We start from the raw sequence: 25,548 nt of genomic DNA, 5'->3' as shown, positions 1-25,548 counted from the left end.
CTTAGAGAGAGGAGTAGTCGTTCTCGTTGCCGGTCGTCGGCGCGGCCGGCATCCGCAGCGGGATGAGGTCGCGCGGCGGCATCGGCACCGAGCCGCGGACCACGACGATGCTGCGGAACAGGTCTTCGACGAGCGCGGCCGCCTCCGGCTGCACCGCCGCGTCGCCCGCGATCACGCCGCGGAGGAACCAGCGCGGGCCGTCGACGCCGACGAAGCGCGCGACGCGCGTCTCCACCGGACCGCCGTCGGGCGCTGCAACGGGGATCTCGGCCACGAGCTCCGGACCGAACGCGCCGTCGCGCTCGGAGACCCGGCCACCCTGGCGCTGGATCTGGTCGGTGATCTGCTCGCGGATCTCGTGCCACAGGCCGGTCGACCGCGGCGCCGCGAACGGCTGCACCTGCAGGGTGGAGCCGGCGTAGTCGAGGCCGACCGCGACGACGCGCTGGGTCTCCTCCTCGACCTCGAGGCGCAGGTGCAGACCCTCGCGCGGGAGGATCTTCACCCCGCCGAGGTCGACGTACGGGCGCACCGGGTTGGCCTCGCTCTCGTCGAGCGGCCCCTCGGTCTCGCGGTCCGGCGGGGCCGACTTCTCGAACTCCGCCTCCAGGCCGTCGTCCTGCTGCTCGAGCTCTGCGCCCTCCTCGGCTCCACGAGGGGTGTCGCTGATGTCGCTCACGCGTGTTCTCCTGACTCGGTCACGGTGTACCCGGACGAGCCGAAGCCCGCGGTGCCGCGGTGGCTGTCCGGGAGGGAGTCGACGGGGATGAACCGGGCCCGCGTGACCGGCATGACGATCAGCTGGGCGATCCGGTCGCCGACGGCGATATCGTACGGCATCGACCTGTCGGTGTTGAGAAGGGTCACCCGGATCTCGCCGCGGTATCCCGCATCCACCGTCCCCGGCGCGTTCACGATCGTGAGGCCGTGCCGCATGGCCAGGCCGCTGCGCGGGACGACGAACGCGGCATAGCCGTCGGGGAGGGCGATAGACACTCCGGTCGGCATGGTGAAGCGCTCCCCCGGCCCCAGTGTCACCGCCTCCGCGGCGCACAGGTCGGCGCCGGCGTCGCCCGGGTGCGCGTACGCGGGCAGGGCGGAGGCGATGATCGGGACGTCGACGGTATCGGTCACGTGTCAGAGGCTAGTGCAGAAGTCTGATCGAATAGAGGTCATGGACCTGTACCGAGAGCGACTCTGGGCGACCCCCTGGCTGTTCATCTCCACCCTGCTCGTCATCCCCGCGGTCATGCTCGTCTTCGCGCCGATCAACTTCGCCGTCGGTGTCGTCCTCGCCATCGCGATCTACGTCGCCTTCGCGATCTTCCTGGTCGCGACGGCGCCCGTCATCCGGGTGACGAAGGAGGAGCTGGTCGCCGGCCACGCGCGCATCCCGCTCGGCCTGGTCGGCGAGCCGACGGCCTTCCGCGGCGACGACGCGACCCTGGAACGCGGCCGCCGTCTCGACGCGCGGGCATGGCTGCTCATCCGCGGCTGGATCAAGCCGGTCGTGAAGGTCCCGGTCGTGGATCAGGACGACCCGGCGCCCTACTGGCTCCTCTCAACAAGAAACCCGGACCAGCTGGTCCGGGTTCTCGATGAGGCTCGCCTCAGTTCCTAGTTCGTTCGACGTCAGGCGGCGCACTCCACGCAGATCGGTCCGAGCTTCGTCTCGTGATCGATCTGGGAGCGGTGCTTCACCAGGAAGCAGTTCACGCACGTGAACTCGTCCGCCTGAGGAGGCAGCACCACGACGTCGAGGTCGAGGTCGGAGAGGTCGGCACCGGGCAGCTCGTATCCACCGGGGTTGTCAGCATCTTCGACGTCGACGACCCCCGACATCTTGTCCGGGACACGCTCCTTGAGGGCCTCGATCGACTCGGAGTCGTCCTCGGTCTTCCGCGGTGCGTCGTAATCCGTTGCCATGCCCATCCACTTCTCGTCGTAACGGCCGATTCTCGCAATCGGCGGCCATAGTTTGCATCAATCGCCCCTGAATAGCAAAACCAAACAGGAGCCTCTCAGCATTGCTCGGTGTGCAACTTCCGGCACGCCCGCTGTATTCCCCGGAATGCCTTCTGCTCCGTGGCATCCTGGGGCCGTACGAACGAGCTCGGAAGGCAATCCACATGCAGGATTTGAAGGTCATCGGGGTCGAGAACGGCGCGCTGGTCGCCGTCGGCGACGACGGTGAGCGTTTCCGCATCGCCGTGGACGAGGCGTTGCAGTCGAAAGTGCGCCAGGTGCGGCAGGAGACGCCGGCCGACGCGCCCAAACTCTCACCGCGCGAAGTGCAGGCCCACATCCGTTCCGGCATGTCCGCCGAGGACGTCGCCGCGGTCACCGGAGCCCCGCTGGAGTACGTGCAGCGCTTCGAGGGACCGATCATCGCCGAGCGCGAGCACATCGTCGCCAGCGCCCTCAGCGTCCCCGTGCACACCTCCGACGCCGTCGACCCTCTCGGCGAAGCCGAGACGTTCGGCTCGGTCATCCGCGACCGCCTCGCATCGCTCGGTGTCGCGGGCGAGCGCTGGGCGAGCTGGAAGGACAGCGAGACCGGCTGGATCGTGAAGCTGGAGTTCACGGCGGACACGATCGACCACGACGCCCGCTGGTCGTACGACGCGCGCAAGCACGCCCTCGCACCGCTCAACTCGGAGGCGACCACGCTGTCGCAGGCCGGAGAGCTGCGCGGCGGTTCACTCATCCCCCGGCTGCGTGCCGTGCTCCCGCACGAGGGCGAGCCGGACAGCTCCCGCTTCGACAGCGGAGCCTTCACGTTCCCCGCCCCGGCCGCCGACCTGATGGGTCCGGAGATCACCGCGCCCATCGAGCCGCTGCCGCAAGGCCGAACGCCCGGCGCCAACAACTCGATCACCGTCTCCGCCATCAAGCGCGCCGACGACGGAGCCCCGCGCGACCTGCACCAGACCGCCGACCTGCTGGAGGCGCTGCGCCGCCGCCGCGGTGAGAGGGAGGCCGCCGGCTACGAGGACCGCCCGACGCCGACCGATGCGGCACCGTTGGATGTCGTGCCGACGGCTTCCACCGAGGCCCCGGTCACGCCGGCCCCGGCCGCAACGCCGTTCCGTCTCATCGACGAGCGTCCGCCCGCGGCCGAGCAGCCGCCGCTCCCCCTCGACGTTCCGGCGCCGCCGAGCGGTCCGTCCAACGGCGGGCCGTCGAACGCCGGGCCGTTGAACGACTCGGGCCCGCAGCCCTCGTCGCGCAAGAAGGGTCGAGCGGCCATGCCGAGCTGGGACGAGATCGTCTTCGGCGCCCGAACGGACGACGACCTGGCCTAGCCTGCCGCTCCGAACCGCAGCAGCGGAACCCGCGTCTCCTCCGGCGTGAGCGAGCCGTGCTGGCCGACCATGTTGCGGCCGGTCCGCTGCGGGTCGCGGCCGTCGTAGTACGCGATGCGCTTGCGCGCAGCGACCAGCACATCCCCGATCCGCGGTACGACCTCGGGGTCGACCCGCTCGCCGAACCAGCCGGCGTCGACCGCCTCGGCGCGCGTCGCCACCCACGACCGGTCGCCTTCGGCGTCGCGCCAGCGCTCGGCGACGGCCACCGGTGAGGCACCGTCCTCGACATAGAGGTGCAGCAGCCGCGGCTCGCCGGCGATGTCCGCCACGTCCTGCAGCAGCTCGGGCGCGGTGTCGTACAGGATGTGGCCGCTTTCCGGCACATCCACCGCGCCGTGGTCGGCGGTCAGCAGCGCGCCGCGCCCCGGGCCGAGGCGACGGGCGAAGTCGGCGACCAGCGCATCCAGGGTCTCCAGGGCGGCCGTCCACTCCGACGACTCCCACCCGCGGGCGTGCGCCAGCTGGTCGAGCTCGGCGACATAGAGATAGGTGAGGCCCGGCCCGGCGGTCGCCAGCACGTCGGCCGCCGCGGCGAACCGGTCGGCCATCGACTGGACGCCGACGAACTCCGCTCCGCGCAGCACGGCCGCGGTGAAGCCGGTGCCGGCGAACTTCGGGAGGGCGATCGCGCGCGGCGTGACGCCCCGCTCCGCAGCCTGCTCGAACACCGTGCGCGACCGCTGCCAGGTCGCCGGATCCATCCGATCGTCCCAGCCGGTGAGCTGGTTCGTCAGACGACCGGCGCCGTCGCGCACGCGGTAGCCGACCAGGCCGTGCTCGCCGGGCGTCGTCCCGGTCGTCAGCGTGGCGAGCGCCGCCGCCGTCGTCGTCGGGAATCCGGCGTCGATCGTAGTCGTCTTCCCGAGCAGCGGGGCGAGCGTCCTGGCATGCCCGGCGCGGGCACGGAGGGCTGCCGCGCCGAGCCCGTCGACCACGATGACGACGACGTGCTCCATCTGGGGAAGGCCGAGGTCGTTCGTCTCTCCCGAGAGCGCAGCGAGCGAACTCGGCAGAACCGTGGCGAGGCTCGCTCTCGTCGTGAACGCGGCCGGTAGCATGGGGGGCATCCGGCCCAGTCTGGCACAGCGATCCCGCCGCCCGACAAGCCGCCCCCGCCCCTTCGCACCGCACAGAATGCCCGAATGACACCTGCAGACGACAAGCCCGCCGCCGGAACGACGGAACGCATCGAAGACGTCGACGTCACGACCGAGATGCAGGGCTCGTTCCTCGAATACGCCTACTCGGTGATCTACTCGCGGGCCCTCCCCGACGCCCGCGACGGCCTCAAGCCCGTGCAGCGCCGCATCCTGTACATGATGACGGAGATGGGCCTCCGCCCCGACCGCGGCCACGTGAAGTCGGCGCGTGTCACCGGCGAGGTCATGGGAAAGCTGCACCCGCACGGCGACAGCGCCATCTACGACGCCCTGGTGCGGATGGCGCAGGACTTCACCCTCCGCGTCCCGCTGGTCGACGGGCACGGCAACTTCGGTTCGCTCGACGACGGCCCCGCGGCCGCCCGGTACACCGAGGCGCGTCTCGCCGCCGCCGCCCTCGCGATGACGGAAGACCTCGACGAGGACGTCGTCGACTTCGTCCCCAACTACGACAACCAACTGATGCAGCCGGATGTGCTGCCGGCGGCGTTCCCCAACCTGCTCGTCAACGGGGCGAGCGGCATCGCCGTCGGCATGGCCACGAACATGGCGCCGCACAACCTCATCGAGGTCGTCGGCGCCGCCCGCCACCTCCTCGAGAACCCGGACGCCACGCTCGACGACCTGATGGAGTACGTCCCCGGCCCCGACCTCCCCGGCGGGGGCACGATCGCCGGCCTCGCGGGTGTCCGCGACGCCTACGCGACCGGTCGCGGCAGCTTCCGGATGCGCGCCAAGGTGACCGTCGAATCCATCACCGCGCGCAAGAGCGGCCTCGTCGTCACCGAGCTGCCCTACCTGGTGGGCCCCGAGAGGGTGATCGAGAAGATCAAGGACGGCGTCAACGCCAAGAAGCTCAACGGCATCTCCGACGTCACCGACCTCTCCGACCGCCAGAACGGCCTCCGGCTGGTCATCGGCCTCAAGACCGGGTTCAGCCCGGAGGCGGTGCTCGAGCAGCTGTACCGGTACACGCCGCTCGAAGAGGGCTTCGCGATCAACAACGTCGCCCTGGTCGCCGGCGGACCGCAGACGCTCGGCCTGCGCGACCTGCTGCAGGTGTACCTCGACCACCGCATCAGCGTGGTCACCCGCCGCTCGCAGTTCCGCCTCGCCCGCCGCAAAGAGCGGCTGCACCTGGTCGAGGGCCTGCTCATCGCCATCCTCGACATCGACGAGGTCATCCAGGTCATCCGCACGTCCGACGACACGGAGCAGGCGCGCGGCCGCCTGATGCAGGTGTTCGACCTCAGTACGCTGCAGGCCGACTACATCCTCGAGCTGCGGCTGCGCCGTCTCACCAAGTTCAGCCGGATCGAGCTCGAGACCGAGCGCGACCAACTCCGCCGCGAGATCGACGAGCTGGAGGCGCTGCTCGCGTCGCGCCAGGCCATCAACGACCTTGTGTCAGACGAGCTGGAGCGAGTGGCCGCCACGTTCGGCACCCCGCGCCGCACCCTGCTCACCGAGGCCAAGCCGTCGATCGCCGGCGCATCGCGCAGCAAGGCGGCAACTGTGCAGCTCGAGGTCGCCGACGTGCCCACGCGCGTGTTCCTGTCGACGACCGGGCGCATCCTGCGCGTGGATGCCGTCGCCGGCGCCGACGGAGCGGAGGGCGGCCTCGACCGCATCCAGGCGCCGGCCCGCCGCAGCAAGCACGACGCCATCCTGTCGCAGCTGGACACCACCAGCCGCAGCGAGATCGGCGCCGTGACGAACCGCGGCCGGCTCATCCGCTTCTCCCCCGTCGACCTTCCCGCTGTGCCGGCCAACTCCATCCAGATGGCTGCGGGGGTGAAGATCGGCGACTACCTGGCGCTCGCGGACAAGAAGGAGCGCATCCTCGCCCTCGCCTCACTCGACTCGGAGCGCACGATCGCGCTCGGCACCGCCCAAGGCGTCGTGAAGCGTGTGTCCGCGGGCGACTGGGCGAACAAGCCGGAGTTCGAGATCATCTCGCTCAAGGACGGCGACGAGGTCGTCGGGGCCACGACGGTCACAGACACGGACGAGTTCGTGTTCGTCGCCAGCGACGCCCAGCTGCTGCGGTTCGCCGCGTCCAGCGTGCGTCCGCAGGGCCGGGCGGCCGGCGGAATGGCGGGCATCAACCTCGGTGCGGGCGCGCGCGTCATCTACTTCGGTGCCGTCTCCGCCGCGGAGGCCGAGACAGCGGTCGTCGCGACCATCGCGGCCAGCGACGCCACGCTCCCCGGCGCCGACCCCGGCACGGCCAAGGTCAGCGACTTCGCCGAGTTCCCCGCGAAAGGACGCGCGACCGGCGGTGTGCGCGCGCAGCGGTTCCTCAAGGGCGAGAACGAGCTCGTGCTCGCCTGGGCCGGCCCGGCACCCGCTCACGCGGTCGCTCCGGACGGCGCCGCGCGGAACCTCCCCGAGGGCGGCTCCCGTCGCGACGGCTCGGGCACCCCGCTCGACACCGTCGTCGGCTCCATCGGCCGCCGCATCGGCTGACCCCGCGCCCCTCCCTCCCGTCTCTCGCCGACCCCCCACCGTCGAGTCCGCAAACTTTGCACGCCTACGCGGCGCGTGGTGTGCAATGTTTGCGGACTCGACGGGGGGCGAAGAGCGGAGGGGGTCAGGCGTCGATGCGGGACCGGCTGAGGTCGTCGGCGCCCGCGATGATGAACTCCTTGCGCGGGGCGACGTCGTTGCCCATCAGCAGCTCGAAGACGCGGTTCGCCGCCTCGGCGTCGGGGACGCGCACACGCCGCAGCGTCCGGTGCGCCCGATCCATCGTCGTTGTGGCCAGCTGGTCCGCATCCATCTCACCGAGTCCCTTGTACCGCTGGATCGGCTCCTGGTACTTCTTGCCGCGCTTCTTGAGGTCGGCGAGCACGGCCTGCAGTTCCGCCTCCGAGTACGTGTAGATCGTCTCGTTCGGCTTCGACCCGGGGTTGACGACCACGACGCGATGCAGCGGCGGCACCGCGGCGAACACCCGGCCTTCCTCGATCATCGGCCGCATGTAACGGAAGAACAGCGTCAGCAGCAGCGTGCGGATGTGCGCACCGTCGACATCCGCATCCGACATGATGATGACCTTGCCGTACCGGGCGACCGACAGGTCGAAGCTGCGGCCGGAGCCGGCGCCGATGACCTGGATGATCGCCGCGCACTCGGCGTTCGACAGCATGTCCGAGATCGACGCCTTCTGCACGTTCAGGATCTTGCCGCGGATGGGCAGCAGCGCCTGGTACTCGCTGTCGCGCGCCCGCCGGGCGGTGCCGAGCGCCGAATCGCCCTCGACGATGAACAGCTCGCTGTTGGCGACGTCGTTGGAGCGGCAGTCGACCAGCTTCGCGGGGAGGGAGGAGGTCTCGAGCGCGTTCTTCCTGCGCTGCGTCTCCTTGTGGGCGCGCGCGGAGATCCGGGACTTCATCTCGGCGACGACCTTGTCGAGGACGAGCGCCGACTGCGCCTTGTCGTCGCGCTTCGACGACCCGAACCGCTCGGCCATGGCCTTCTGGACGACGTTGGCGACGATCGCACGCACGGCGGGCGTCCCGAGGATCTCCTTGGTCTGACCCTCGAACTGCGGCTCCGGAAGGCGGACGGTGAGGACGGCGGTGAGACCGGCCATGACGTCGTCCTTCTCCAGCTTGTCGTTCCCCGCCTTCAGCCGCCGCGCGTTCTGCTCCACTTGCTGGCGGAGGAACTTCAGCATCCCCTGGTCGAACCCGGCCTGGTGGCTGCCGCCCTTCGGCGTCGCGATGATGTTGACGAAGCTGCGCATGACCGTGTCATACCCGGTGCCCCAGCGCAGTGCGATGTCGACCTGGCAGTCGCGCCTCAGCTCGGTGGGCAGCATGGCTCCGGTCTCCGACAGCACGGGGACGGTCTCGGTGAAGTGCCCCTCACCCGTGAGCCGCCACGTGTCCGTGATGGGGCTGTCCGGCGCGAGGAAGTCGACGAACTCCGAGATGCCGCCCTCGTAGCGGAACGTTGTGCGGCCCGTCTCCGCGCCGTCGGCTCCCGGGCGCTTGTCGTCGATGGAGATGGAGAGGCCCGGGACGAGGAACGCCGTCTGCCGGGCGCGACCGACGAGGTCGTCCGTCGAGAACTCGGCGCCCTTCGTGAAGATCTGGCGGTCGGCCCAGTAGCGGATGCGCGTCCCGGTGACGCCCTTCGCCACCTTGCCGACGACCCGCAGCTCACTGCCGCTGACGAACGGGGTGAACGGGCTGTCGGGGCCGGGCTCGCCCTTCTTGTCGTCGAAGATGCCGGGCTCGCCGCGGTGGAAGGACATGGCCCACGTCTTGCCGTCGCGGTCGACCTCGACGTCGAGGCGCTCCGATAGAGCGTTGACGACGGACGCGCCGACGCCGTGCAGGCCACCGGAGGCCGCGTACGACCCGCTGCCGAACTTGCCGCCGGCGTGCAGCTTGGTGAAGACGACCTCGACACCCGAGAGGCCCGTCTTCGGCTCGATGTCGACGGGGATGCCGCGGGCGCGGTCGCGCACCTCGACGCTGTCGTCGGCATGCAGGATGACCTCGATGTCGGACCCGTGACCGGCGAGGGCCTCGTCCACCGAGTTGTCGATGATCTCCCACAGGCAGTGCATCAGACCGCGGGAGTCGGTGGAGCCGATGTACATGCCCGGGCGCTTGCGCACGGCCTCCAGCCCCTCGAGCACCGAGAGGTGCCTGGCCGAATAGTCCGAACTCGCCACGGGTGCTCCTTGTGGTTCCGGTGCGCCCATCCGGGTGCGGACGCACGTGCCTCTCCAGAGTAAGCGCCGGGCGGCGCAGCCTACGTCACCGACACGAGTCGGGCGCCGAGGCTACGCGTTGAGCGAAATAGCAGCCAATGCGCGCCTGATTGCCCGGCATCCGTGGTTCTATAGACGTACCGAGTTCAAGCGGTTGCGACGGAAAGGAGCATCACATGTCGACACTCACCTCGGAGAACGGGGCGGTTGACGAGCTCGCATCGGGGCCGCAGTTGACGGCCGCGGACCGTTGCGACAGCTGCGGAGCGCAGGCGTACATCCGTGTCGTTGTCAATAACGGCGAACTTCTCTTCTGCGCCCACCACGGCAAGAAGCACCAGGAGAAGCTGTCTCAGATCGCCCACAGCTGGCACGACGAGACCGCTCGCCTGTTCGAAGAGCAGCGCGCGTAACGCGGCCGCATCGCGAATCGCGAGGCTGACCGGAGGATGACACCAGGAACGGGTGTGCGCAGACGCGCCCACATCGACCTCTCCGTCATCCGCTCGACGGCAGCCGCCGCCATCGCATCGCTCCCCGACTGCACCGCCGATCTCCGCGCCGACGCGTACGGACACGGGCTCATCCCCGTGGCTCGTGCGCTGATGGATGCGGGGGTCGGCGGTTTTCTCGTATCCCGGGTCGAGGATGCCGCGGCCATCGCCGACGAGGGTCTACCCGTCGAGGCGACCGTCGGCAATCGCCGGCCCGCATCCACGCCCGCAGGCGCTCTCCTCGGCCCTGAGCTCTTCGGGCTCGACGCCGACCGCCCGTCCGCCCCGGCCATGCGCCTCGAAGGCGAGATCATCGCCGTCAAGCGCGTCCCCGCCGATCGCGGCGTCTCCTACGGCTACACGTACCGCACCGCCCGGCCCAGCACCCTCGTGCTGGTCGCGCTCGGCTACGCCGACGGCATCCTGCGCGTCGCCTCCAACAAGGCGCCCGTGAAGGTCGGCGACACCGTCGGCCGCATCACCGGACGGATCGCCATGGACCAGTTCGTCGTCGACATCGGTGACGACTCCGCCGCGCCCGGCGACCCCGTCATCCTGTTCGGCGACCCGGACCGCGAAGAACCGACCGTGCGGGTCTGGGCGGATGCGCTGGGCGTCGCGGCTCCGGTCATCACGAGCCGGCTGGGCCGGCGCATCGAGAGGACGTACAGCGCGTGACCATCGTGGACGCCGTCGCCGAGCCGCTCCCCCGCGCCGTCATCGACCTCGCCGCCGTGCGGCACAACGTCGCCCACCTGACGCGGCTGATCGCGCCGGCGCAGACCATGCTCGCCGTGAAAGCGGACGCCTACGGCCACGGACTCCTCCCGGTCGCCGAGGCGGGCCTGGAGGCCGGAGCGACCTCGCTCGCCGTGCTCGAGATCCCGGCCGGGCTCGTCCTCCGGCATGCGGGCGTCACCGTCCCCCTCCTCGCCTGGCTGCACGGTCAGGACACCGACTGGCGCGCGGGCATCAAGGCGGACATCGAACTCGGCATCTCCGCGCTCTGGCAGCTGGAGGCCATCGCGGCGGCCGGCGCCGACCGTCCCGCCGTCGTGCACCTCAAGGTGGACACCGGCCTCAGCCGCAACGGTGCCACCCGCGAGGAGTGGCCCGATCTGATCCGTGCCGCCCTCGACCTGCAGGAGCGCGGCGTCATCCGCATCCGTGCCGCCTGGTCGCACCTGGCCGACGCCTCGATCGCGGACGACGAGGCGGCCCTTGCCGAGTTCCGCTCGGCGGTCGTCCAGGCGGAGCGCCTGGGAGCGTCGTTCCAGGTGCTGCACCTGGCCGCGAGCTCCGCCGGCATCCGGATGCCGGCGGCGCGATTCGATTTCGTGCGGTTCGGCATCGCGGCGTACGGCTTCTCCCCGTTCGACGACTCGACCGGCGGCGAGCTGGGCCTCATCCCCGCGATGCGGCTGGAGGCTCCCGTGACCAAGGTGCACGTCGGCGGTACGACGCACGCCCGGCTCGGGATCGGCTACGCAGACGGCGTTCCGACGCTGGGAATCGCCAAGACGTCCATTCAGCTGAACGGCCGCCGCTGCCCCGTCATCGAGGTCGCCGCCGACAGCATGCTGGTGGATGCGGGCGCGCACCGCGTCGAGGTCGGCGACACCGCCATCCTGTTCGGACCGGGGACGGACGGCGAGCCCACCGCCGAGAAGTACGCCGACTGGGCGGAGACGATCGCCGACGAGATGATCACCGGCGTCGCGACCCGGGTCCCCCGCGTCTACGTCAACTGACCCCAGCCAACCGCTCCTGAGTTTTTCGGCCGACACGCCGGCACGGGCGCGAAAAAGTCAGGAGCTGTCGGCGTGAGTCAGAGGGAGACGCCGAGGCGGTCCGCGATCGCGCGCCGGGCGTTTGTCGCGTAGCGGTCCACGCGCTCCGTCTGCGGCACCGGCGGCAGCTCTCCGCGGAGGGCCGTGCTGAGCAGCCGGTCGGCCAGGACGGGGTTCATCGGCAGCAACGGACCGTGCAGGTGAGTGCCGATCGAGGATCCGACCAGGACGCCCTCCACCGAGCCGTCGTTGCCCGTGCCGCGCACGACGCGGCCGAGCGACTCGGCGCCGTCGAGGACGGTACGGGCCGAGTGGTTCTCGAAGCCGGCGATGGTCGTGCCGTCCGCCAGCCGCACCACGATCTCGCCGACGTGCCTCTTGCCACCGAGAGCGGCGCGCGTCGGGAAGACCGCGGCACCGGCGAGCACTTCACCCTCCGGGGTCTCGAGCTGCGTGCCGAGCAGCTGCCAGCCTCCGGCGATCGCCACGAACGGCACCCCGGCATCCCGCCACTGGCGCAGCTGCGGCGCGATCCGGAGAACGTCGTCGTGAACGGCGCGCTGCGCCGACAGCGGACCCGAACCGATGTGGACGAGGTCCACGGCGGCAGGAAGCTCCGCGCCGGGCGCGTGATCGACGACGTCGACGTCGACTCCGCGCCAACGAGCCCGCTCGGCCAGCGCGAGCACGTTGCCCGCGTCGCCGTTGATCCCGAGTTCGGCCGGGTACAGGTGCAGGATGCGCAACACGGTCATCGCTCGCCGCCCTCCAGGTCGAGGAAGCCGAGCTGCTTGCGGATGAGCATCATCTGCTCATAGTTCACGATCATCGTCTTGGTGCCGCGCGACGGCTTCGGCAGGGCCAGGAACGCCTGCAGCGCGGGCTTCAGCTCCGGCACGACCTGGTCGACGTCGATGCCCGCGTAGGCGAAGCGCGTCGCGAACTGCCACGCCTTCGTGCCGGACACCACATCCACGTGGGTCAGCTTCGACAGGTCGATGTCGTACACCCAGGACGGGTCGGGCGTGCCCTCGTCGACCGAGACGAACACCTGCTCCGGCGACTCGCTCAGGTAGTCGAGGTTCAGCTGGAGGCTCGGCGGGTTCTTCATCATGATGATCTCGATGTCCTCGTCGCCGACGTGCAGCGTCTCCCCGCGGCCGTAAACCGTGCGGAGGGCCGCCATGGCGGCGACGACGGCGTTCGGCTGGAAGCGGTCGCCGAGCAGCCGGCGCGCCATCGCGGTCGCGCCCGCCGCGTCCACCGCGTAGTGCAGGCCGCGCGCGGGCAGGCCGATGCGGACGTTCTCGCCGCCGATGGTCAGCTGAGCGCTCTGCACTTCGAGCTTGCTGACGAACACCGACGGGATGGGCAGGGCGCCGGCGGCCGCGCCCGTGAGGTCCTTGACGTTAGCCAGCCCATTGGGCGACGACTCGATGATCGACGGCGCAACGGCGAACGTGGAGACGTCGCGCCCCTGCGCGGCCAGCTCGGCGCCCACCCGGGCGAGGCTGTCGTCGTCCGCGTTCACGACCACGAACTCCGAGGAGCCCTCGGCGATGGAACGCAGCATGCCGATCACGCGGGTCGGCTCGAAGAAGCGGTTCAGCTGGTCGATCTGGACGTTGAGCAGCAGCGAGCCGCGCGGCTTCAGCACGCGCGCGAGGTCGACGCCGTAGGCCTCATCCACCTCGATCACACCGACGTCGCCTCGGACGTAGCCGTCGAGCGGCACGTCGGCGAGCAGCGCGGACGCGATGCCTTGCGGGAGGTTGCCGCCGGACGGGTTCGTGAACACGTCGAGACCGTGCTCGCGCAGGATCGCGGTGAGCATGTTCGTCGTCGTGGATTTGCCGTTCGAGCCGGACACGAACACGACGCCGAGCGGAAGGCGGCTGACCGCACGCTCCAGGAACTTCGGTGCGATGGCCAGGGCGACACGGCCGGGGACCGCGGAGCCGCCTCCCCGCAGGCGCAGAAGCCAGCGGGCGAGGCGGCCGGCGATGACCGCCAGTCGGTAGCGCACCGGTTTACTCGAGGTAGTCGCGCAGCGACTGCGAGCGCGACGGGTGACGCAGCTTCGCCATCGTCTTCGACTCGATCTGGCGGATGCGCTCACGCGTCACGCCGAAAGTGTCGCCGATCTGGTCGAGCGTCTTCGGCATGCCGTCGCCGAGGCCGAAGCGCATGCGGATGACGCCAGCCTCGCGCTCGGAGAGCGAGTCGAGCAGGCTCTCCAGCTGCTTCTGCAGCATCGTGAAGCCCACCGCGTCGGCCGGGACGACCGCCTCGGTGTCCTCGATCAGGTCGCCGAACTCACTGTCGCCGTCCTCACCCAGCGGGGTGTGGAGCGAAATGGGCTCGCGGCCGTACTTCTGCACCTCGATGACCTTCTCCGGGGTCATGTCGAGTTCCTTCGACAGCTCCTCGGGGGTGGGCTCGCGGCCCAGGTCCTGCAGCATCTGGCGCTGCACGCGGGCCAGCTTGTTGATGACCTCCACCATGTGGACCGGGATGCGGATGGTCCGCGCCTGGTCCGCCATCGCGCGGGTGATCGCCTGACGGATCCACCACGTCGCGTAGGTCGAGAACTTGAAGCCCTTCGTGTAGTCGAACTTCTCGACGGCACGGATGAGGCCCAGGTTGCCCTCCTGGATGAGGTCGAGGAACTGCATGCCGCGACCGGTGTAGCGCTTGGCGAGGCTCACCACGAGGCGCAGGTTCGCGCCGAGCAGGTGGCTCTTCGCGCGCTGGCCGTCGCGGGCGACCCACTTCAGCTCGCGCTCCAGCTCCTTGCTCAGGTTCGGGGTGTTCGCGAGCTTGTCCTCGGCGAACAGACCGGCCTCGATGCGCATGGCGAGCTCGACCTCTTCGGCCGCGTTCAGCAGCGGCACCTTACCGATCTGCTTCAGGTAGTCCTTGACCGGGTCGGCCGTCGCGCCGGTGATCGTCGAGGAGTAGACGGGGATGTCGTCGTCCTCATCGACGGCGCGCAGAACGAGCGCGTCCGTGGGCAGCGGGATGTCGCCGACCGGGATGGTGATCGCGGGCGTCTTGCCCTCGGTCTCGTCGCCATCGGCGTCGTCGGAGTCGGCCTCGTCGGTCGTCTCCGCGTCGTCGGTGTCGTCCGCCGCCGCGTCGTCGTCCGCGACGACGGCCACGTCCTCCACGTCGATCTCGACCTCGGCGTCGTCGTCGATCTCGTCGTCGTCGTCCGCCGCACTGCCCTTCGCCTTGCTCGACGCGGTCTGCTTCTTCGCAGACGTCTTCGTCGCAGCCTTCTTCGGAGCCGCCTTCGTGGCGGTCTTCCTGGCGGGCTTCGCCGTCTCGTCCGCGGCGACGGTCACGGTCTCATCGACCTCGACCTCCGCATCGCGGGTCTTCGTTGCTGCACGGGTTGCCATGTGAACACCTTTCATACCAAGCAGAGGGGCCGGGATCCTGACGGCCGAGCCTGGCTCAGGGTTTGCGTGCGGACACTACTAAGACCCATGTCAAGTCCTGGGTGATTGCGCCGGGCATCGTCGAATGCTCCGGCCCAGGGACATGAACGGGTCCAGACGTCAATTATTGCACGTTCCACGTGAGCCCCCGACCACGTACGGCCATATCGGATCGAATCGGGACGCCGCCTGCGCCCCTACAGCGCTTCGCGCCCGCCGCGCCTCCTCCACGCTCCGACGAGTGCAACCCACAGAGGGGCCACTTCTATTCCCTCGTCGTCCTTCAATCTGCGTCGTGTGCGGCGTCGTGCGTGCACCAGGAAACCCACCCCGATGCCGACGATCACGTACTGGATGGCGAACGCCCAGCGGAAGTGGTCCAGCTGGTAGAGCTCCGCATCCCCGCCCGCTCCGTGCGCCTGCACGTCGAGCGACACGCCGATCAGGAACATCATCACGAAGCTCGCGAGGAAGCCGCCGACGTTGACGATCCCGTTGGCGGACCCCAGGCTGTGCAGCGGGTTGAAGGTGCGCGCGAAGTCGAAGCCGATGAGCGATCCGGGGCCGCCGATGCCGATCGCCGCGATCAGGACGATCACCGTCCAGAGCGGGGGCTTCCCTGGCCAGAGCAGGACAAGCGTCCAGGCGGCGGCCATCAGGGCGACGATCCCGAGCACCAGGTTGCTGCGGCGCATCGGGAAGCGGGCGGTGAGGATTCCGAGGATCGGCCCGGAGATGAGGCCGGCGCCGACGAGCACGGTGAGCAGCGCGGACGCCTCCGCCGGCTCGATGCCGATCGCGAAAACGAGGAACGGGATGCCCCACATGAGGCTGAACACCGTGCCGGAGGACTGCGTGACGAAGTGGGACCAGAACCCGAGCTGCGTGCCGGGGCGCGCCAGGCTGATCCGCAGCTGCCGCAGGGAGTCCGACCAGGAGACCGGCCTGGGGCCCTCGCTCGCCCCCACCGGCCGGTCGGTGACCGCGGCCACGATGCCCACCAACGCGATCACGGAGAGGCCGGCCGCGGTGAGGAACGCGACCGTCCAGCCGGAGAGGTGCAGCAGCAGCGCGAAGGGAACCGCCGACAGCACCTGTCCCAGCTGGCCGACATTGCCGATCCATTGCGACAGCTGCGGCACGATCTTCCCGCGGAACCAGGAGTTGGTGAGCCGCATCAGCGACGTGAAGACGGTCGCGTCACCCGCCCCGACCAGGATGCGTCCGACGATCGCGATGGCGATGCTCGGCGCGAGTGCGACGGCGACCTGCCCGACCACCATGAGTGCGGTTCCCGCGATCATCAGGACGCGCGATCCGATCCGGTCGATGAGCACACCGACCGGGACCTGCATCCCGGCGTAGACGATCAGCTGGACGACCGCGAGCGTCGACAGGACGGACGCGGAGACGTGGAAGCGGTCGGTCGCGGCCACACCGGCGACGCCGATGGTCGTGCGCTGCATGACCGCGATCAGGTAGGCGAAGACACCGATCCCGTAGACGACCCAGGAGCGACGCGAATTCACCGAATGATCCTATGCCCGCGGTCCGGAGGGGCTGCTCCGAGGCGACGCGGCTGCCACTCGGGCGTGTGCGCTCAGCGCTCGCCGCGCCCGTTCTCCTCGTCGCCGTGGCGGCGGAAGGCGAGGAAGTTCTCGAGTTCGGCGGCGATCTCGTCGGCGCTCGGGAGCTCGCCGTCGCTGTCGGTCAGCGGCGAGCGCAGCTGCGTGTCCTCCATATAGGAGTCGTGCCGCTCCTCCAGCGTTCCCACCAGGCGGCCGAGCTCGGCGTTGCCGGCGACCTGCTCGTCGATGTTCGCGACGAACTCCCGGTCCTCCTGCCGCAGGCGGTCGGTCGGGAAGATGAGCCCCGTCGCCGCGCTGATCGAGTCGAGGGCGGCGATGGCCGCGGCCGGGTACTCGGTGTCGGCAAGGTAGTGCGGGATGAGCAGGATGAAGCCGGCGATCGGGTACGACAGCTGCTGCAGGCGGTACTCGAGCAGGTGCAGGGCGTTCGCGGGGACCTGCGTGTGCGGCTTCCAGATGGACATCGAGTCGATCAGGTCGGTGCGGTTGCCGCTCACCGTCACGCCGATCGGCCGGGTGTGCGGCACAGGCATCGGGATGGAGTGGACCCAGGTCACGCTCTTCACCTTGTAGCGCTCGATCAGACCGAGCACGGCCTCCGTGAAGGCCTCCCAACGGAAGTCCGGCTCGAACCCGGAGAGCAGGAGGAACGGCTGACGCAGCTCGTCGTAGGCGAGGTACAGCTTGAGAGTCGCCGGCTGGTAGTCGGTCAGGTGGTCCTGATCGAAGTAGATGATGGGGCGACGGGCACGGTAGTCGAGGAGGATGTCGGCGTCGAAGGTGGCGACCACCTCGCTGTCGAGCGTGCCGAGCAGATAGGTGCCCAACTGGCTCACGCCGGAGCCCGCGTCGGCGAAGCCGGTCAGCCCCGCGACGAGCGGCAATCCCTCCGGCACGGCCAGTGCCGGGTTGAGCTCGAACAGTTCGCCGGGGTCACGCATACCTCAACTCTAGAGCGGACCCCGGCGAGGGGAGCCGGGTCCGCGCCGGGTGCGGGAACGCCCACAGCGAACACGGCCGGCGGCCGGGACGGAACGCGCGTGCGCGTTAGGGTCGAGGCATGACCGTTCCTGCGCTGACCGTGACCGACGCATCCACCCCCTCCGGCCCCGCCGACGTGCTCGTCGTCGCCGCGCGAGTCGCGCGCGACAGCGTGACCGTGCTGTCGGGCGCCGACCGCGACCAGCTCGCGCAGCAGTTGCGGGATGTCGGGTTCAGTGGTGGCAAGGACGAGCTGGTCCGGCTGCCCGGACAGGGTTCCGGTTCGTCGCTCGCGGTGATCGGGCTGCCCGAGGGCGGAGAGGACGCCCTCCGCTACGCCGCGGGAAGTGCCGTGCGGCAGCTGGCGGGCACCGCCGCGGTCGCGCTCGATCTCCCCGCCGAGGGCGATGCACAGCTCGGCGCGGTGCTCGAAGGTGCGGCTCTCGGCGCCTACGCCTTCACGGAGTACCGGGAGAAGAGCCGTGCGGCGACCAAGGATCCCGTCGGGTCCGTCGAGGTGCTCGGCGCCGCGTCGGACAGCGGAGCGCTGATCGCCCGCGCCACCGCCATCGCCATCGCTGCTGCGCTCGTGAAGGATCTGGTGAACACTCCTCCGCTCGACCTCTACCCCGAGACGTTCGCCGAGCGTGCGCAGGCGGCGTCGTCGGACCTCCCCGTGACGGTGACCGTCTGGGACGAGGAGCAGCTCGCGGTCGAGGGGTTCGGTGGCATCCTCGGGGTCGGACAAGGCTCGATCCGGCCGCCGCGGCTCGTCAAGGTCGCCTACTCCCCCGACGGCGCCGAGCGGCACCTCGCGCTGGTGGGCAAGGGCATCACGTTCGACTCCGGCGGCCTGTCGCTGAAGCCGGCGACCGGGATGGTCGGGATGAAGTACGACATGACCGGCGCCGCGACGGTGCTCGGCGTCGTGCTCGCCGCCGCCCGTCTCGCCCTCCCCGTGCGCGTCACCGCGTGGCTGTGCCTGGCGGAGAACATGCCGTCCGGATCGGCGATCCGTCCGAACGACGTGCTGCGCATCCGCGGCGGACGCACCGTCGAGGTGCTCAACACCGACGCTGAGGGCCGGCTCGTGCTCGCTGACGGCCTGGTCGCCGCCAGCGAGGAGCAGCCCGACGCGATCGTCGACGTCGCCACGCTGACGGGCGCGGCGATGGTCGCCCTCGGCACCCGGTACGCGGCCGTGATGGGCTCCGACGACCTCGTCGACCAGGTGCTCACCGCGGGCAAGGAGAGCGGCGAGCTGCTCTGGCCGATGCCGCTCCCCGGCGAACTGCGCGCGACGATCAACTCGGATGTGGCCGACATCGCGAACGCCAACCCGGGCAACACCGCGGGCGGCGCTCTGCTCGCGGGAGTGTTCCTGCAGGAGTTCGTCGGACGCACCGGCGACGCGGACGACGCCCCGCGCATCCCGTGGGCGCACCTCGACATCGCGGGCCCGGCGAAGAGCCCCGCGGCGCCGTACGGATTCACCGGAAAGGGACCGTCCGCCGTCAGCGTAAGGGCGCTCATCCGTCTGGCCGAGAGCTTTTCCCGGAAGTAGTAGGGTCGTATGGGCGGGAAATCCCGCCCATCAACACGTCTCCCGGAGCCACCCCTCTGGGCGGCAAATCGTGTCACATGATCCTGATGCGCGAGGGAGTAGCTGGGTGTCTGAGCAGAACTTTGACATTGTGGTGCTCGGCGGTGGGAGTGGAGGCTACGCAGCAGCGCTGCGTGCGGCCGAGCTCGGTTTCACCGTCGGCATGATCGAGAAGGACAAGGTCGGCGGCACCTGCCTGCACCGCGGCTGCGTCCCCACGAAGGCGCTGCTCCACGCGGCCGAGGTGGCCGACTACTCGCGGGAGTCGTCGAAGTACGGCATCGTGACCCAGCTGCAGGGCGTCGACATCAACGGCGTGAGCGAGTACCGCAAGGGAATCGTCGCCAAGAAGTACAAGGGCCTGCAGGGCCTGGTGAAGGCGCGCGGCATCACCGTCATCGAGGGCGAGGGTCGTCTGACCTCCCCGACCACCGTGCAGGTGGGCGACGACACGATCGTCGGCAAGAACGTCATCCTGGCCACCGGCTCCTACTCGCGCTCGCTTCCGGGCCTCGAGATCGGCGGCCGCGTGATCACCAGCGAGCAGGCTCTCGAGCTCGACTTCGTGCCCCGCAAGGTGGCCGTGCTCGGCGGCGGCGTCATCGGCGTCGAGTTCGCCAGCGTGTGGAAGTCGTTCGGCTCCGAGGTCACCATCATCGAGGCGCTGCCGCACCTCGTCCCGAACGAGGACGAGTCGATCAGCAAGTCGCTGGAGCGCGCGTTCCGCCGCCGTGGCATCGACTACCGTCTCGGCATCCGCTTCCAGGGCGTCACCCAGGACGAGAACGGCGTCGTCGTCACCCTGGAGAACGGCGACACCGTCGAGGCCGACGTCCTGCTCGTCGCCGTTGGCCGCGGCCCGCTGACCCAGGGTCTCGGCTTCGAGGAGGTCGGGGTCACCATGGACCGCGGCTTCGTCATCACCGACGAGCGCCTGCACACGAACATCCCCGGCGTCTACGCGGTCGGCGACATCGTCCCCGGCCTGCAGCTCGCGCACCGCGGCTTCCAGCAGGGCATCTTCGTGGCCGAGGAGATCGCGGGCCTCAACCCGATCGTCATCCCCGACGTCAACATCCCCAAGGTCACCTACTGCGACCCGGAGGTCGCCTCCATCGGCCTCACCGAGGCCAAGGCGGCCGAGAAGTACGGTGCCGACAGCGTCAGCAGCTACGACTACAGCCTGGCGGGCAACGCCAAGAGCGAGATCATCGGCACGAACGGCAGCGTCAAGGTCGTCCGTGTCAACGACGGCCCCGTGGTCGGCGTGCACATGATCGGCGCCCGCGTCGGAGAGCTCATCGGCGAGGCGCAGCTGGCCGTGAACTGGGAGGCGTACCCGGAGGATATCGCTCCTCTCATCCACGCGCACCCCACGCAGAACGAGTCCCTCGGCGAGGCGTTCCTGTACCTCGCGGGCAAGCCGCTGCACACCCTCTAGGACGACCAGCCGGGTCCGCGCCGCGCGGACCCGGCTGCAATAAGCTACTGAACGATCAGGTTTTGAAGGAGAGAAGCTCATGAGCGAATCCGTCAGCCTCCCGGCGCTCGGCGAGAGCGTCACGGAAGGCACGGTCACCCGCTGGCTGAAGAACGTTGGCGACCGTGTCGAGGTGGACGAGCCCCTGCTCGAAGTCTCGACCGACAAGGTCGACACCGAGATCCCGTCGCCGGTCGCCGGCGTCATCGAGGAGATCCTGGTGCAGGAGGACGAGACGGTCGAGGTGGGCACTGCGCTCGTGACGATCGGTGACGGCTCCGGTGCAGGCGCTGAGGCGCCCGCTGCTCCGGCAGCCGAGGCCGCTCCTGCGGAGGCCGCCCCGGCCGAGGCGGCTCCGGCCGAGCAGGCTGGTCCCGCGGAGGCCGCACCCGCGGAGGCTGCACCGGCTCAGGCCGCACCGGCTCCCGCCGAGCAGGCCGCACCCGCCCCGCAGCAGGCCGCGCCCGCACCGCAGGCTGCTCCTGCGGAGGCCGCTCCTGCCCAGCAGGCCGCTCCCGCCCAGGAGGCCCCCGCTGCGGCTGCTCCCGCGGCTCCGGCTCCGGCTGCTCCCGCCGCTCCTGCACAGCAGGCGGCACCCGCCCAGGCTGCCCCCGCCCCGCAGGCGGCTCCTGCCGCTCCCGCCGCTCCCGCAGCTCCGGCCGCTCCCGCGCAGGCCGCGCCCGCCGCGGAGGCCCCCGCGGCCGCCGGCGGCTCGTCATCGGGCGCCCACGCCGGCAACGCCGGCTACGTGACCCCGATCGTCCGCAAGCTCGCGAACGAGCAGGGCGTCGACCTCTCCACCGTCACCGGAACCGGTGTCGGCGGTCGCATCCGCAAGGAGGACATCCTCTCGGCTGCTGCCCCGGCCGCGGCTCAGGGTGGCGCGCCCGCTGCTGAGGCGGCTCCGGCTCCCGAGGTCTCGCCGCTCCGCGGCACGACCCAGCCGATGTCGCGTCTCCGCAAGGTCGTCGCCGAGCGCGCCGTCGTCTCGATGCAGTCGACCGCGCAGCTCACCAGCGTCGTCGAGGTCGACGTCACGAAGGTCGCCGCTCTCCGCGACCGTGTGAAGGGCGACTTCCTCGCGAAGACCGGTGTGAAGCTCTCCTTCCTGCCCTTCTTCGCCCTGGCCGCGGCCGAGGCGCTGAAGACGTATCCCGTCATCAACGCGACGGTGGACGGCGACAGCATCGTGTACCCGGACCACGAGAACATGTCGATCGCGGTCGACACCGAGCGCGGCCTGCTCACCCCGGTGGTGCGCAACGCGTCCGAGCTCGACATCGCGGGTCTCGCGAAGGAGATCACCGACCTGGCCGAGCGCACCCGCGACAACCGGCTCAAGCCGGACGAGCTCGCCGGTGGCACCTTCACGCTCACGAACACCGGTTCGCGTGGCGCCCTGTTCGACACCCCGGTCGTCTTCCTCCCGCAGGTCGCGATCCTGGGCACGGGCATCGTCACGAAGAAGCCGGTCGTCATCTCGGCCGACGGCACGGACTCGATCGCCATCCGTTCGACCGTGTACCTCGCTCTCTCGTACGACCACCGCATCGTGGACGGTGCCGACGCGGCCCGCTTCCTCGTCGCGGTCAAGAACCGTCTCGAGGGCGGCAACTTCGAGGCCAACCTCGGAATCTGATCCGCTCACGGGTACACCGCCCGTAGCCGCCAACCGGCCTCGCTCCTCACCAGCAGGAGCGAGGCCGGTTCGCTTTTCGGGGTGCGGGTGGAGTCCGGGGCGGCGCTGACGAGGGCGGCACCACCCCACCGTTCGACCAGCGACAGCGTCGCGCCGCTGAAGTCGCGCTTCGCGGCGGCACCCTCCGCACCCAACGCAGCCGTCTCTTCCGCGACCACGGGCGAGCCCTCGTCGAGGACGCCCGTCAGGCAGTCGGAATGGGCGGTCCGCGCCGTGAAGCACGAATGCCGAGCGTCGAGCACGGCGCGGGCCGCATCCACCGGATCCTCCGTCGCCGAGCCGCCGGCGGCCTCGCCCGCCCCGACCGCAGCCTCTGCGACAGCCGCAGGCGCCACCGCGGACGACGAAGGCGGCGGCGTCGGCGTCGCCGTCGCCGTCCGGCCGAACGGCGACGGAGTCGGCGCCAGTGTCGCCATCCGCGTCGCCGCCGTCTGCGGCGACGAGCCGGGTGCCGGCGATAGCGCGACGAACGCGAGCGCCGCCACCACCGGCACCGCCGCAGCCGCAACCAACGCGGGCCTCCGCCGCAGCGTCGTCCGGATCCGTTCACCGAGAGCACGCCCCGGTCGACCGTCGAGCAGGTCCATGGCCCGGCTCACCAGCACGGCGGCCCGCCCGACGCGACTCGAAGACGTCCGACGTTCGACGGGCTCGACGTCGTCGAGCGTGGACTGTTCCAGCCCCACAGGTTCCGGCGCCACCACGTGCAGAACGGAGTCCGCGACGGCCGGCCAGCGCCCGCGACGGAGCCCGGCTTCCACAGCGGCCAGCAGCCGCATCCCGAATCCATCCACCACCTTCAGGCAGATCGTCCGAGCCAGGGCGTAGAAGCGCTCCGCGTCCGTCACGGCGGCGTCGGCGGTCCACGGCCCCACGTCGTCGAGCGCGTCGAGGGCCGGACAGCCGTCGCCGAGGAATACGATCCCCGAACCGGTCAGTCCCGGTCCGGCCCAGCCGGAGGAGTGCAGGGCGGCCAGTCCGGCAGCGGCCCCGAGCAGGATGGTCGCCGCCTCGCCCGAACGCACGCCTCCCCTCCGTGCGAGAAGGCCGTCGAGGTCTCCGTGCTCCGGATAGTCCAGGAGCACAGCATCCACCTCTCTCCCACGCACGCGCCGGTCCGGAAGCTGTGCCACCACACCGACCACATGCTCGCTGATCGCCGCAACACGCGCGGCGATGTCGGCACTGTCGGCGGCCACCCCGGGAGCACGCTCCCGCACCCGCAAGAGACGCCGCCCCGGGAGCCGCCCACCGGATACCGCCACCCGGATCTCGTGCGGCGGCTCGCCGCGCACCTGACAGGTCGGCGCATCCACCTCCCACCCTTCGGCGGCGGCGATCGTCCGGGCCACACGCAGGAGTTCGGCCTCGGCCGGGGCGCGGTCGGCGGAACGCGCGGACGCCGAGGGCGGGATGGACGATGAACGAAGGGAGACGGGAGAGGAAGTCACACATCCATCCCATCCCACCGCCGGCCGACGAGGTCGCCCGTCCGCGGATCTGTGCATAACGCATCCACTCGTCCGCCTGTGAACACCGAACGCGCCCCGCGCATAGACTGGCCCTGTGACCACGTATGACGTCACGGGGCTAAGCGCCAACTCCGTGCCGTATCTCGAGGCCCTTCAACAGCAGCGTGCCCTGCACGCCGCCGTCGTCGCAGGCCGGGCGCCCGATACCGTCATCCTCCTCGAGCACCCGCCGGTGTACACCGCGGGCAAAAGGACCTCACCGGACGAACGTCCCGACGACGGCACCCCCGTCGTCGACGTCGACCGGGGAGGCAAGATCACCTGGCACGGACCGGGTCAGCTCGTGGGGTACCCGATCCTCCGCCTCCACGACCCCATCGACGTCGTCGGCTACGTCCGCGCGCTCGAACGGGTGCTCATCGACGTGCTCGCGCGCGTCGGCGTCACCGGGGTGCAGATCGAGGGCCGCTCCGGCGTGTGGATGCGACCCGAGCACAACCCCGGAGCCACCAGGGACGAGAAGATCGCCGCCATCGGCATCCGCGTCGCCGAGGGCGTCACCATGCACGGGTTCGCGCTCAACTGCTCCAACAGCCTCGACGCCTACGACCGCATCATCGCCTGCGGCATCCGCGACGCCGGCGTGACCACGATCTCCCGGGTCCTCGGCCGCACCGTGACACCGCAGGACGTCGCGCCGCTCGTCATGGACGCCTTCGACCTGGAGTTCACCGCTGCGGAGGCCGTCGCGTGAGCGCCGTACCCGAGGGGCGCCGGATGCTGCGCCTCGAGGTTCGCAACGCCCAGACGCCGATCGAGCGGAAGCCCGAGTGGATCAAGACCAAGGCGAAGATGGGGCCGGAGTACCGGCAGCTGCAGAGCCTGGTGAAGTCCGAGGAGTTGCACACGGTCTGCCAGGAGGCCGGCTGTCCCAACATCTACGAGTGCTGGGAGGACCGGGAGGCGACCTTCCTCATCGGCGGCTCGCAGTGCACGCGCCGTTGCGACTTCTGCCAGATCGACACGGGCAAGCCGGCGGAGTTCGACCGCGACGAGCCCCGACGCGTCGCAGAGTCCGTGGAGCGCATGGGCCTCCGATACGCGACGGTGACGGGCGTCGCGCGCGACGACCTGGAGGACGAGGGCTCGTGGCTGTACGCGGAGACGATCCGCGAGATCCACCGCCAGTCGCCGGGCACCGGGGTCGAGATCCTCGTGCCCGACTTCTCCGGCAACCCCGACCACCTCGGCGAGGTGTTCTCCGCCCGCCCGGAGGTGTTCGCCCACAATGTGGAGACGGTCCCGCGCATCTTCAAGCGCATCCGGCCCGCGTTCCGCTACGACCGCTCGCTGGACGTGCTGACACAGGGCCGGTCCGCCGGGCTGATCACGAAGTCCAACCTCATCCTCGGGATGGGCGAGGAGCGCCACGAGATCAGCACAGCCCTGCGCGACCTCCACGACGCGGGAACCGACATCATCACGATCACGCAGTACCTGCGGCCGAGCCCGCGCCATCTGCCGGTGGCGCGGTGGGTGCATCCCGACGAGTTCGTCGAGCTCAAGCAGGAGGCGGAGGAGATCGGATTCCTCGGCGTCCTGGCGGGACCGCTGGTGCGCTCGTCGTACCGAGCGGGACGGCTGTGGGCGCAATCCATGCAGGCGAAGGGACGGCCGGTGCCGGACGAGCTGAGGCACCTCGCCGACGCGACGCTCGGCTTCGCGCAGGCCGTCTCCTGA

Annotated in this window: 22 protein-coding genes; 11 read left to right on the top strand and 11 right to left on the bottom strand. The window is 70.3% G+C overall.

Annotated features, from left to right (window positions below):
- Position 1: 1 nt before the first annotated feature.
- Both ABIC47_RS16155 and dut read right to left on the bottom strand, forming a co-directional pair.
- Complete coding sequence (locus tag ABIC47_RS16155; RefSeq protein WP_026307200.1) at positions 2-610, bottom strand: DUF3710 domain-containing protein; 609 nt, start codon at positions 608-610, stop codon at positions 2-4.
- A 65-nt stretch (positions 611-675) separates the two neighbouring features.
- Complete coding sequence (dut, locus tag ABIC47_RS16150) at positions 676-1,134, bottom strand: dUTP diphosphatase (RefSeq protein ID WP_018191288.1); 459 nt, start codon at positions 1,132-1,134, stop codon at positions 676-678.
- A gap of 40 nt (positions 1,135-1,174) precedes the next feature.
- Between dut and ABIC47_RS16145 the strand changes: the two genes are divergently transcribed.
- Positions 1,175-1,621 carry a DUF3093 domain-containing protein gene (locus tag ABIC47_RS16145; protein ID WP_354481949.1) on the top strand — a complete coding sequence of 149 codons (447 nt, stop codon included), beginning with the start codon at positions 1,175-1,177 and terminating at the stop codon, positions 1,619-1,621.
- Positions 1,622-1,632: 11 nt separating this feature from the next.
- Here ABIC47_RS16145 and ABIC47_RS16140 read toward each other — a convergent pair whose 3' ends face one another.
- Positions 1,633-1,926: a DUF4193 domain-containing protein gene (locus ABIC47_RS16140; RefSeq protein ID WP_026307201.1), complete on the bottom strand. Its 294-nt coding sequence runs from the start codon at positions 1,924-1,926 to the stop codon at positions 1,633-1,635.
- Between the two features lie 203 nt (positions 1,927-2,129).
- On the opposite strand from ABIC47_RS16140, the gene sepH reads away from it, so the two are divergent.
- On the top strand, positions 2,130-3,305 hold the full coding sequence (gene sepH, locus ABIC47_RS16135) for a septation protein SepH (RefSeq protein WP_354481946.1): 1,176 nt from the start codon (positions 2,130-2,132) through the stop codon (positions 3,303-3,305).
- Here the strand turns inward: sepH and ABIC47_RS16130 are convergent.
- Positions 3,302-4,426: an alkaline phosphatase family protein gene (locus ABIC47_RS16130; RefSeq protein ID WP_354482144.1), complete on the bottom strand. Its 1,125-nt coding sequence runs from the start codon at positions 4,424-4,426 to the stop codon at positions 3,302-3,304. The two genes, sepH and ABIC47_RS16130, sit on opposite strands and share 4 nt — an antisense overlap.
- Before the next feature lie 84 nt (positions 4,427-4,510).
- On the opposite strand from ABIC47_RS16130, the gene ABIC47_RS16125 reads away from it, so the two are divergent.
- Positions 4,511-6,997: a DNA gyrase/topoisomerase IV subunit A gene (locus tag ABIC47_RS16125; RefSeq protein ID WP_354481943.1), complete on the top strand. Its 2,487-nt coding sequence runs from the start codon at positions 4,511-4,513 to the stop codon at positions 6,995-6,997.
- Between the two features lie 124 nt (positions 6,998-7,121).
- Here ABIC47_RS16125 and ABIC47_RS16120 read toward each other — a convergent pair whose 3' ends face one another.
- A complete protein-coding gene (locus tag ABIC47_RS16120) occupies positions 7,122-9,218 on the bottom strand; it encodes a DNA gyrase/topoisomerase IV subunit B (RefSeq protein ID WP_354481941.1) in 2,097 nt (698 codons plus the stop codon).
- Positions 9,219-9,433: 215 nt separating this feature from the next.
- On the opposite strand from ABIC47_RS16120, the gene ABIC47_RS16115 reads away from it, so the two are divergent.
- Genes ABIC47_RS16115 through alr form a run of 3 tightly spaced genes read left to right on the top strand, consistent with a single transcriptional unit; the run spans position 9,434 to position 11,502 of the window.
- Positions 9,434-9,670, top strand: a complete 237-nt coding sequence (locus tag ABIC47_RS16115; RefSeq protein WP_018191296.1) for a DUF7455 domain-containing protein — start codon at positions 9,434-9,436, stop codon at positions 9,668-9,670.
- A gap of 36 nt (positions 9,671-9,706) precedes the next feature.
- Positions 9,707-10,429 (top strand): alanine racemase, encoded by a 723-nt coding sequence (locus tag ABIC47_RS16110; protein WP_354481938.1) that lies wholly within the window; start codon positions 9,707-9,709, stop codon positions 10,427-10,429.
- Positions 10,426-11,502, top strand: a complete 1,077-nt coding sequence (alr, locus tag ABIC47_RS16105; RefSeq protein WP_354481935.1) for an alanine racemase — start codon at positions 10,426-10,428, stop codon at positions 11,500-11,502. The genes ABIC47_RS16110 and alr overlap by 4 nt, the downstream gene beginning before the upstream one ends.
- A 77-nt stretch (positions 11,503-11,579) precedes the next feature.
- On the opposite strand, the gene ABIC47_RS16100 is transcribed toward alr, so the two are convergent.
- The 5 genes from ABIC47_RS16100 to ABIC47_RS16080 all read right to left on the bottom strand — a co-directional run bounded on the left by ABIC47_RS16100 (position 11,580) and on the right by ABIC47_RS16080 (position 17,514).
- Positions 11,580-12,296 carry a type 1 glutamine amidotransferase gene (locus ABIC47_RS16100; protein WP_020077416.1) on the bottom strand — a complete coding sequence of 239 codons (717 nt, stop codon included), beginning with the start codon at positions 12,294-12,296 and terminating at the stop codon, positions 11,580-11,582.
- Positions 12,293-13,567, bottom strand: a complete 1,275-nt coding sequence (locus ABIC47_RS16095; RefSeq protein WP_018191300.1) for a MurT ligase domain-containing protein — start codon at positions 13,565-13,567, stop codon at positions 12,293-12,295. The genes ABIC47_RS16100 and ABIC47_RS16095 overlap by 4 nt, the downstream gene beginning before the upstream one ends.
- A 4-nt stretch (positions 13,568-13,571) precedes the next feature.
- A complete protein-coding gene (locus ABIC47_RS16090; protein WP_354481932.1) occupies positions 13,572-14,945 on the bottom strand; it encodes an RNA polymerase sigma factor in 1,374 nt (457 codons plus the stop codon).
- A gap of 236 nt (positions 14,946-15,181) precedes the next feature.
- A complete protein-coding gene (locus ABIC47_RS16085) occupies positions 15,182-16,513 on the bottom strand; it encodes an MFS transporter (protein WP_018191302.1) in 1,332 nt (443 codons plus the stop codon).
- 71 nt (positions 16,514-16,584) lie between these two features.
- Positions 16,585-17,514 (bottom strand): proteasome assembly chaperone family protein, encoded by a 930-nt coding sequence (locus tag ABIC47_RS16080; protein ID WP_018191303.1) that lies wholly within the window; start codon positions 17,512-17,514, stop codon positions 16,585-16,587.
- A gap of 119 nt (positions 17,515-17,633) precedes the next feature.
- On the opposite strand from ABIC47_RS16080, the gene ABIC47_RS16075 reads away from it, so the two are divergent.
- From ABIC47_RS16075 to sucB, 3 genes are all read left to right on the top strand, one after another.
- Positions 17,634-19,118, top strand: a complete 1,485-nt coding sequence (locus tag ABIC47_RS16075; protein ID WP_354481929.1) for a leucyl aminopeptidase — start codon at positions 17,634-17,636, stop codon at positions 19,116-19,118.
- A 106-nt stretch (positions 19,119-19,224) separates the two neighbouring features.
- Positions 19,225-20,598, top strand: a complete 1,374-nt coding sequence (gene lpdA, locus ABIC47_RS16070) for a dihydrolipoyl dehydrogenase (protein ID WP_029043022.1) — start codon at positions 19,225-19,227, stop codon at positions 20,596-20,598.
- A gap of 79 nt (positions 20,599-20,677) precedes the next feature.
- Positions 20,678-22,276, top strand: a complete 1,599-nt coding sequence (gene sucB / locus ABIC47_RS16065; RefSeq protein WP_354481925.1) for a 2-oxoglutarate dehydrogenase, E2 component, dihydrolipoamide succinyltransferase — start codon at positions 20,678-20,680, stop codon at positions 22,274-22,276.
- Positions 22,277-22,281: 5 nt separating this feature from the next.
- Here the strand turns inward: sucB and ABIC47_RS16060 are convergent, their stop codons facing one another.
- Positions 22,282-23,787 (bottom strand): hypothetical protein, encoded by a 1,506-nt coding sequence (locus ABIC47_RS16060; protein ID WP_354481923.1) that lies wholly within the window; start codon positions 23,785-23,787, stop codon positions 22,282-22,284.
- Between the two features lie 115 nt (positions 23,788-23,902).
- Between ABIC47_RS16060 and lipB the strand changes: the two genes are divergently transcribed.
- Complete coding sequence (gene lipB / locus ABIC47_RS16055) at positions 23,903-24,562, top strand: lipoyl(octanoyl) transferase LipB (RefSeq protein ID WP_354481920.1); 660 nt, start codon at positions 23,903-23,905, stop codon at positions 24,560-24,562.
- On the top strand, positions 24,559-25,548 hold the full coding sequence (gene lipA / locus ABIC47_RS16050) for a lipoyl synthase (RefSeq protein ID WP_354481917.1): 990 nt from the start codon (positions 24,559-24,561) through the stop codon (positions 25,546-25,548). The genes lipB and lipA overlap by 4 nt, the downstream gene beginning before the upstream one ends.

The organism is Leifsonia sp. 563, from assembly GCF_040545055.1.
In the GTDB taxonomy this organism is placed as follows: Bacteria; Actinomycetota; Actinomycetes; order Actinomycetales; family Microbacteriaceae; genus Leifsonia.
This window is presented reverse-complemented; position numbering and strand designations above follow the sequence as displayed.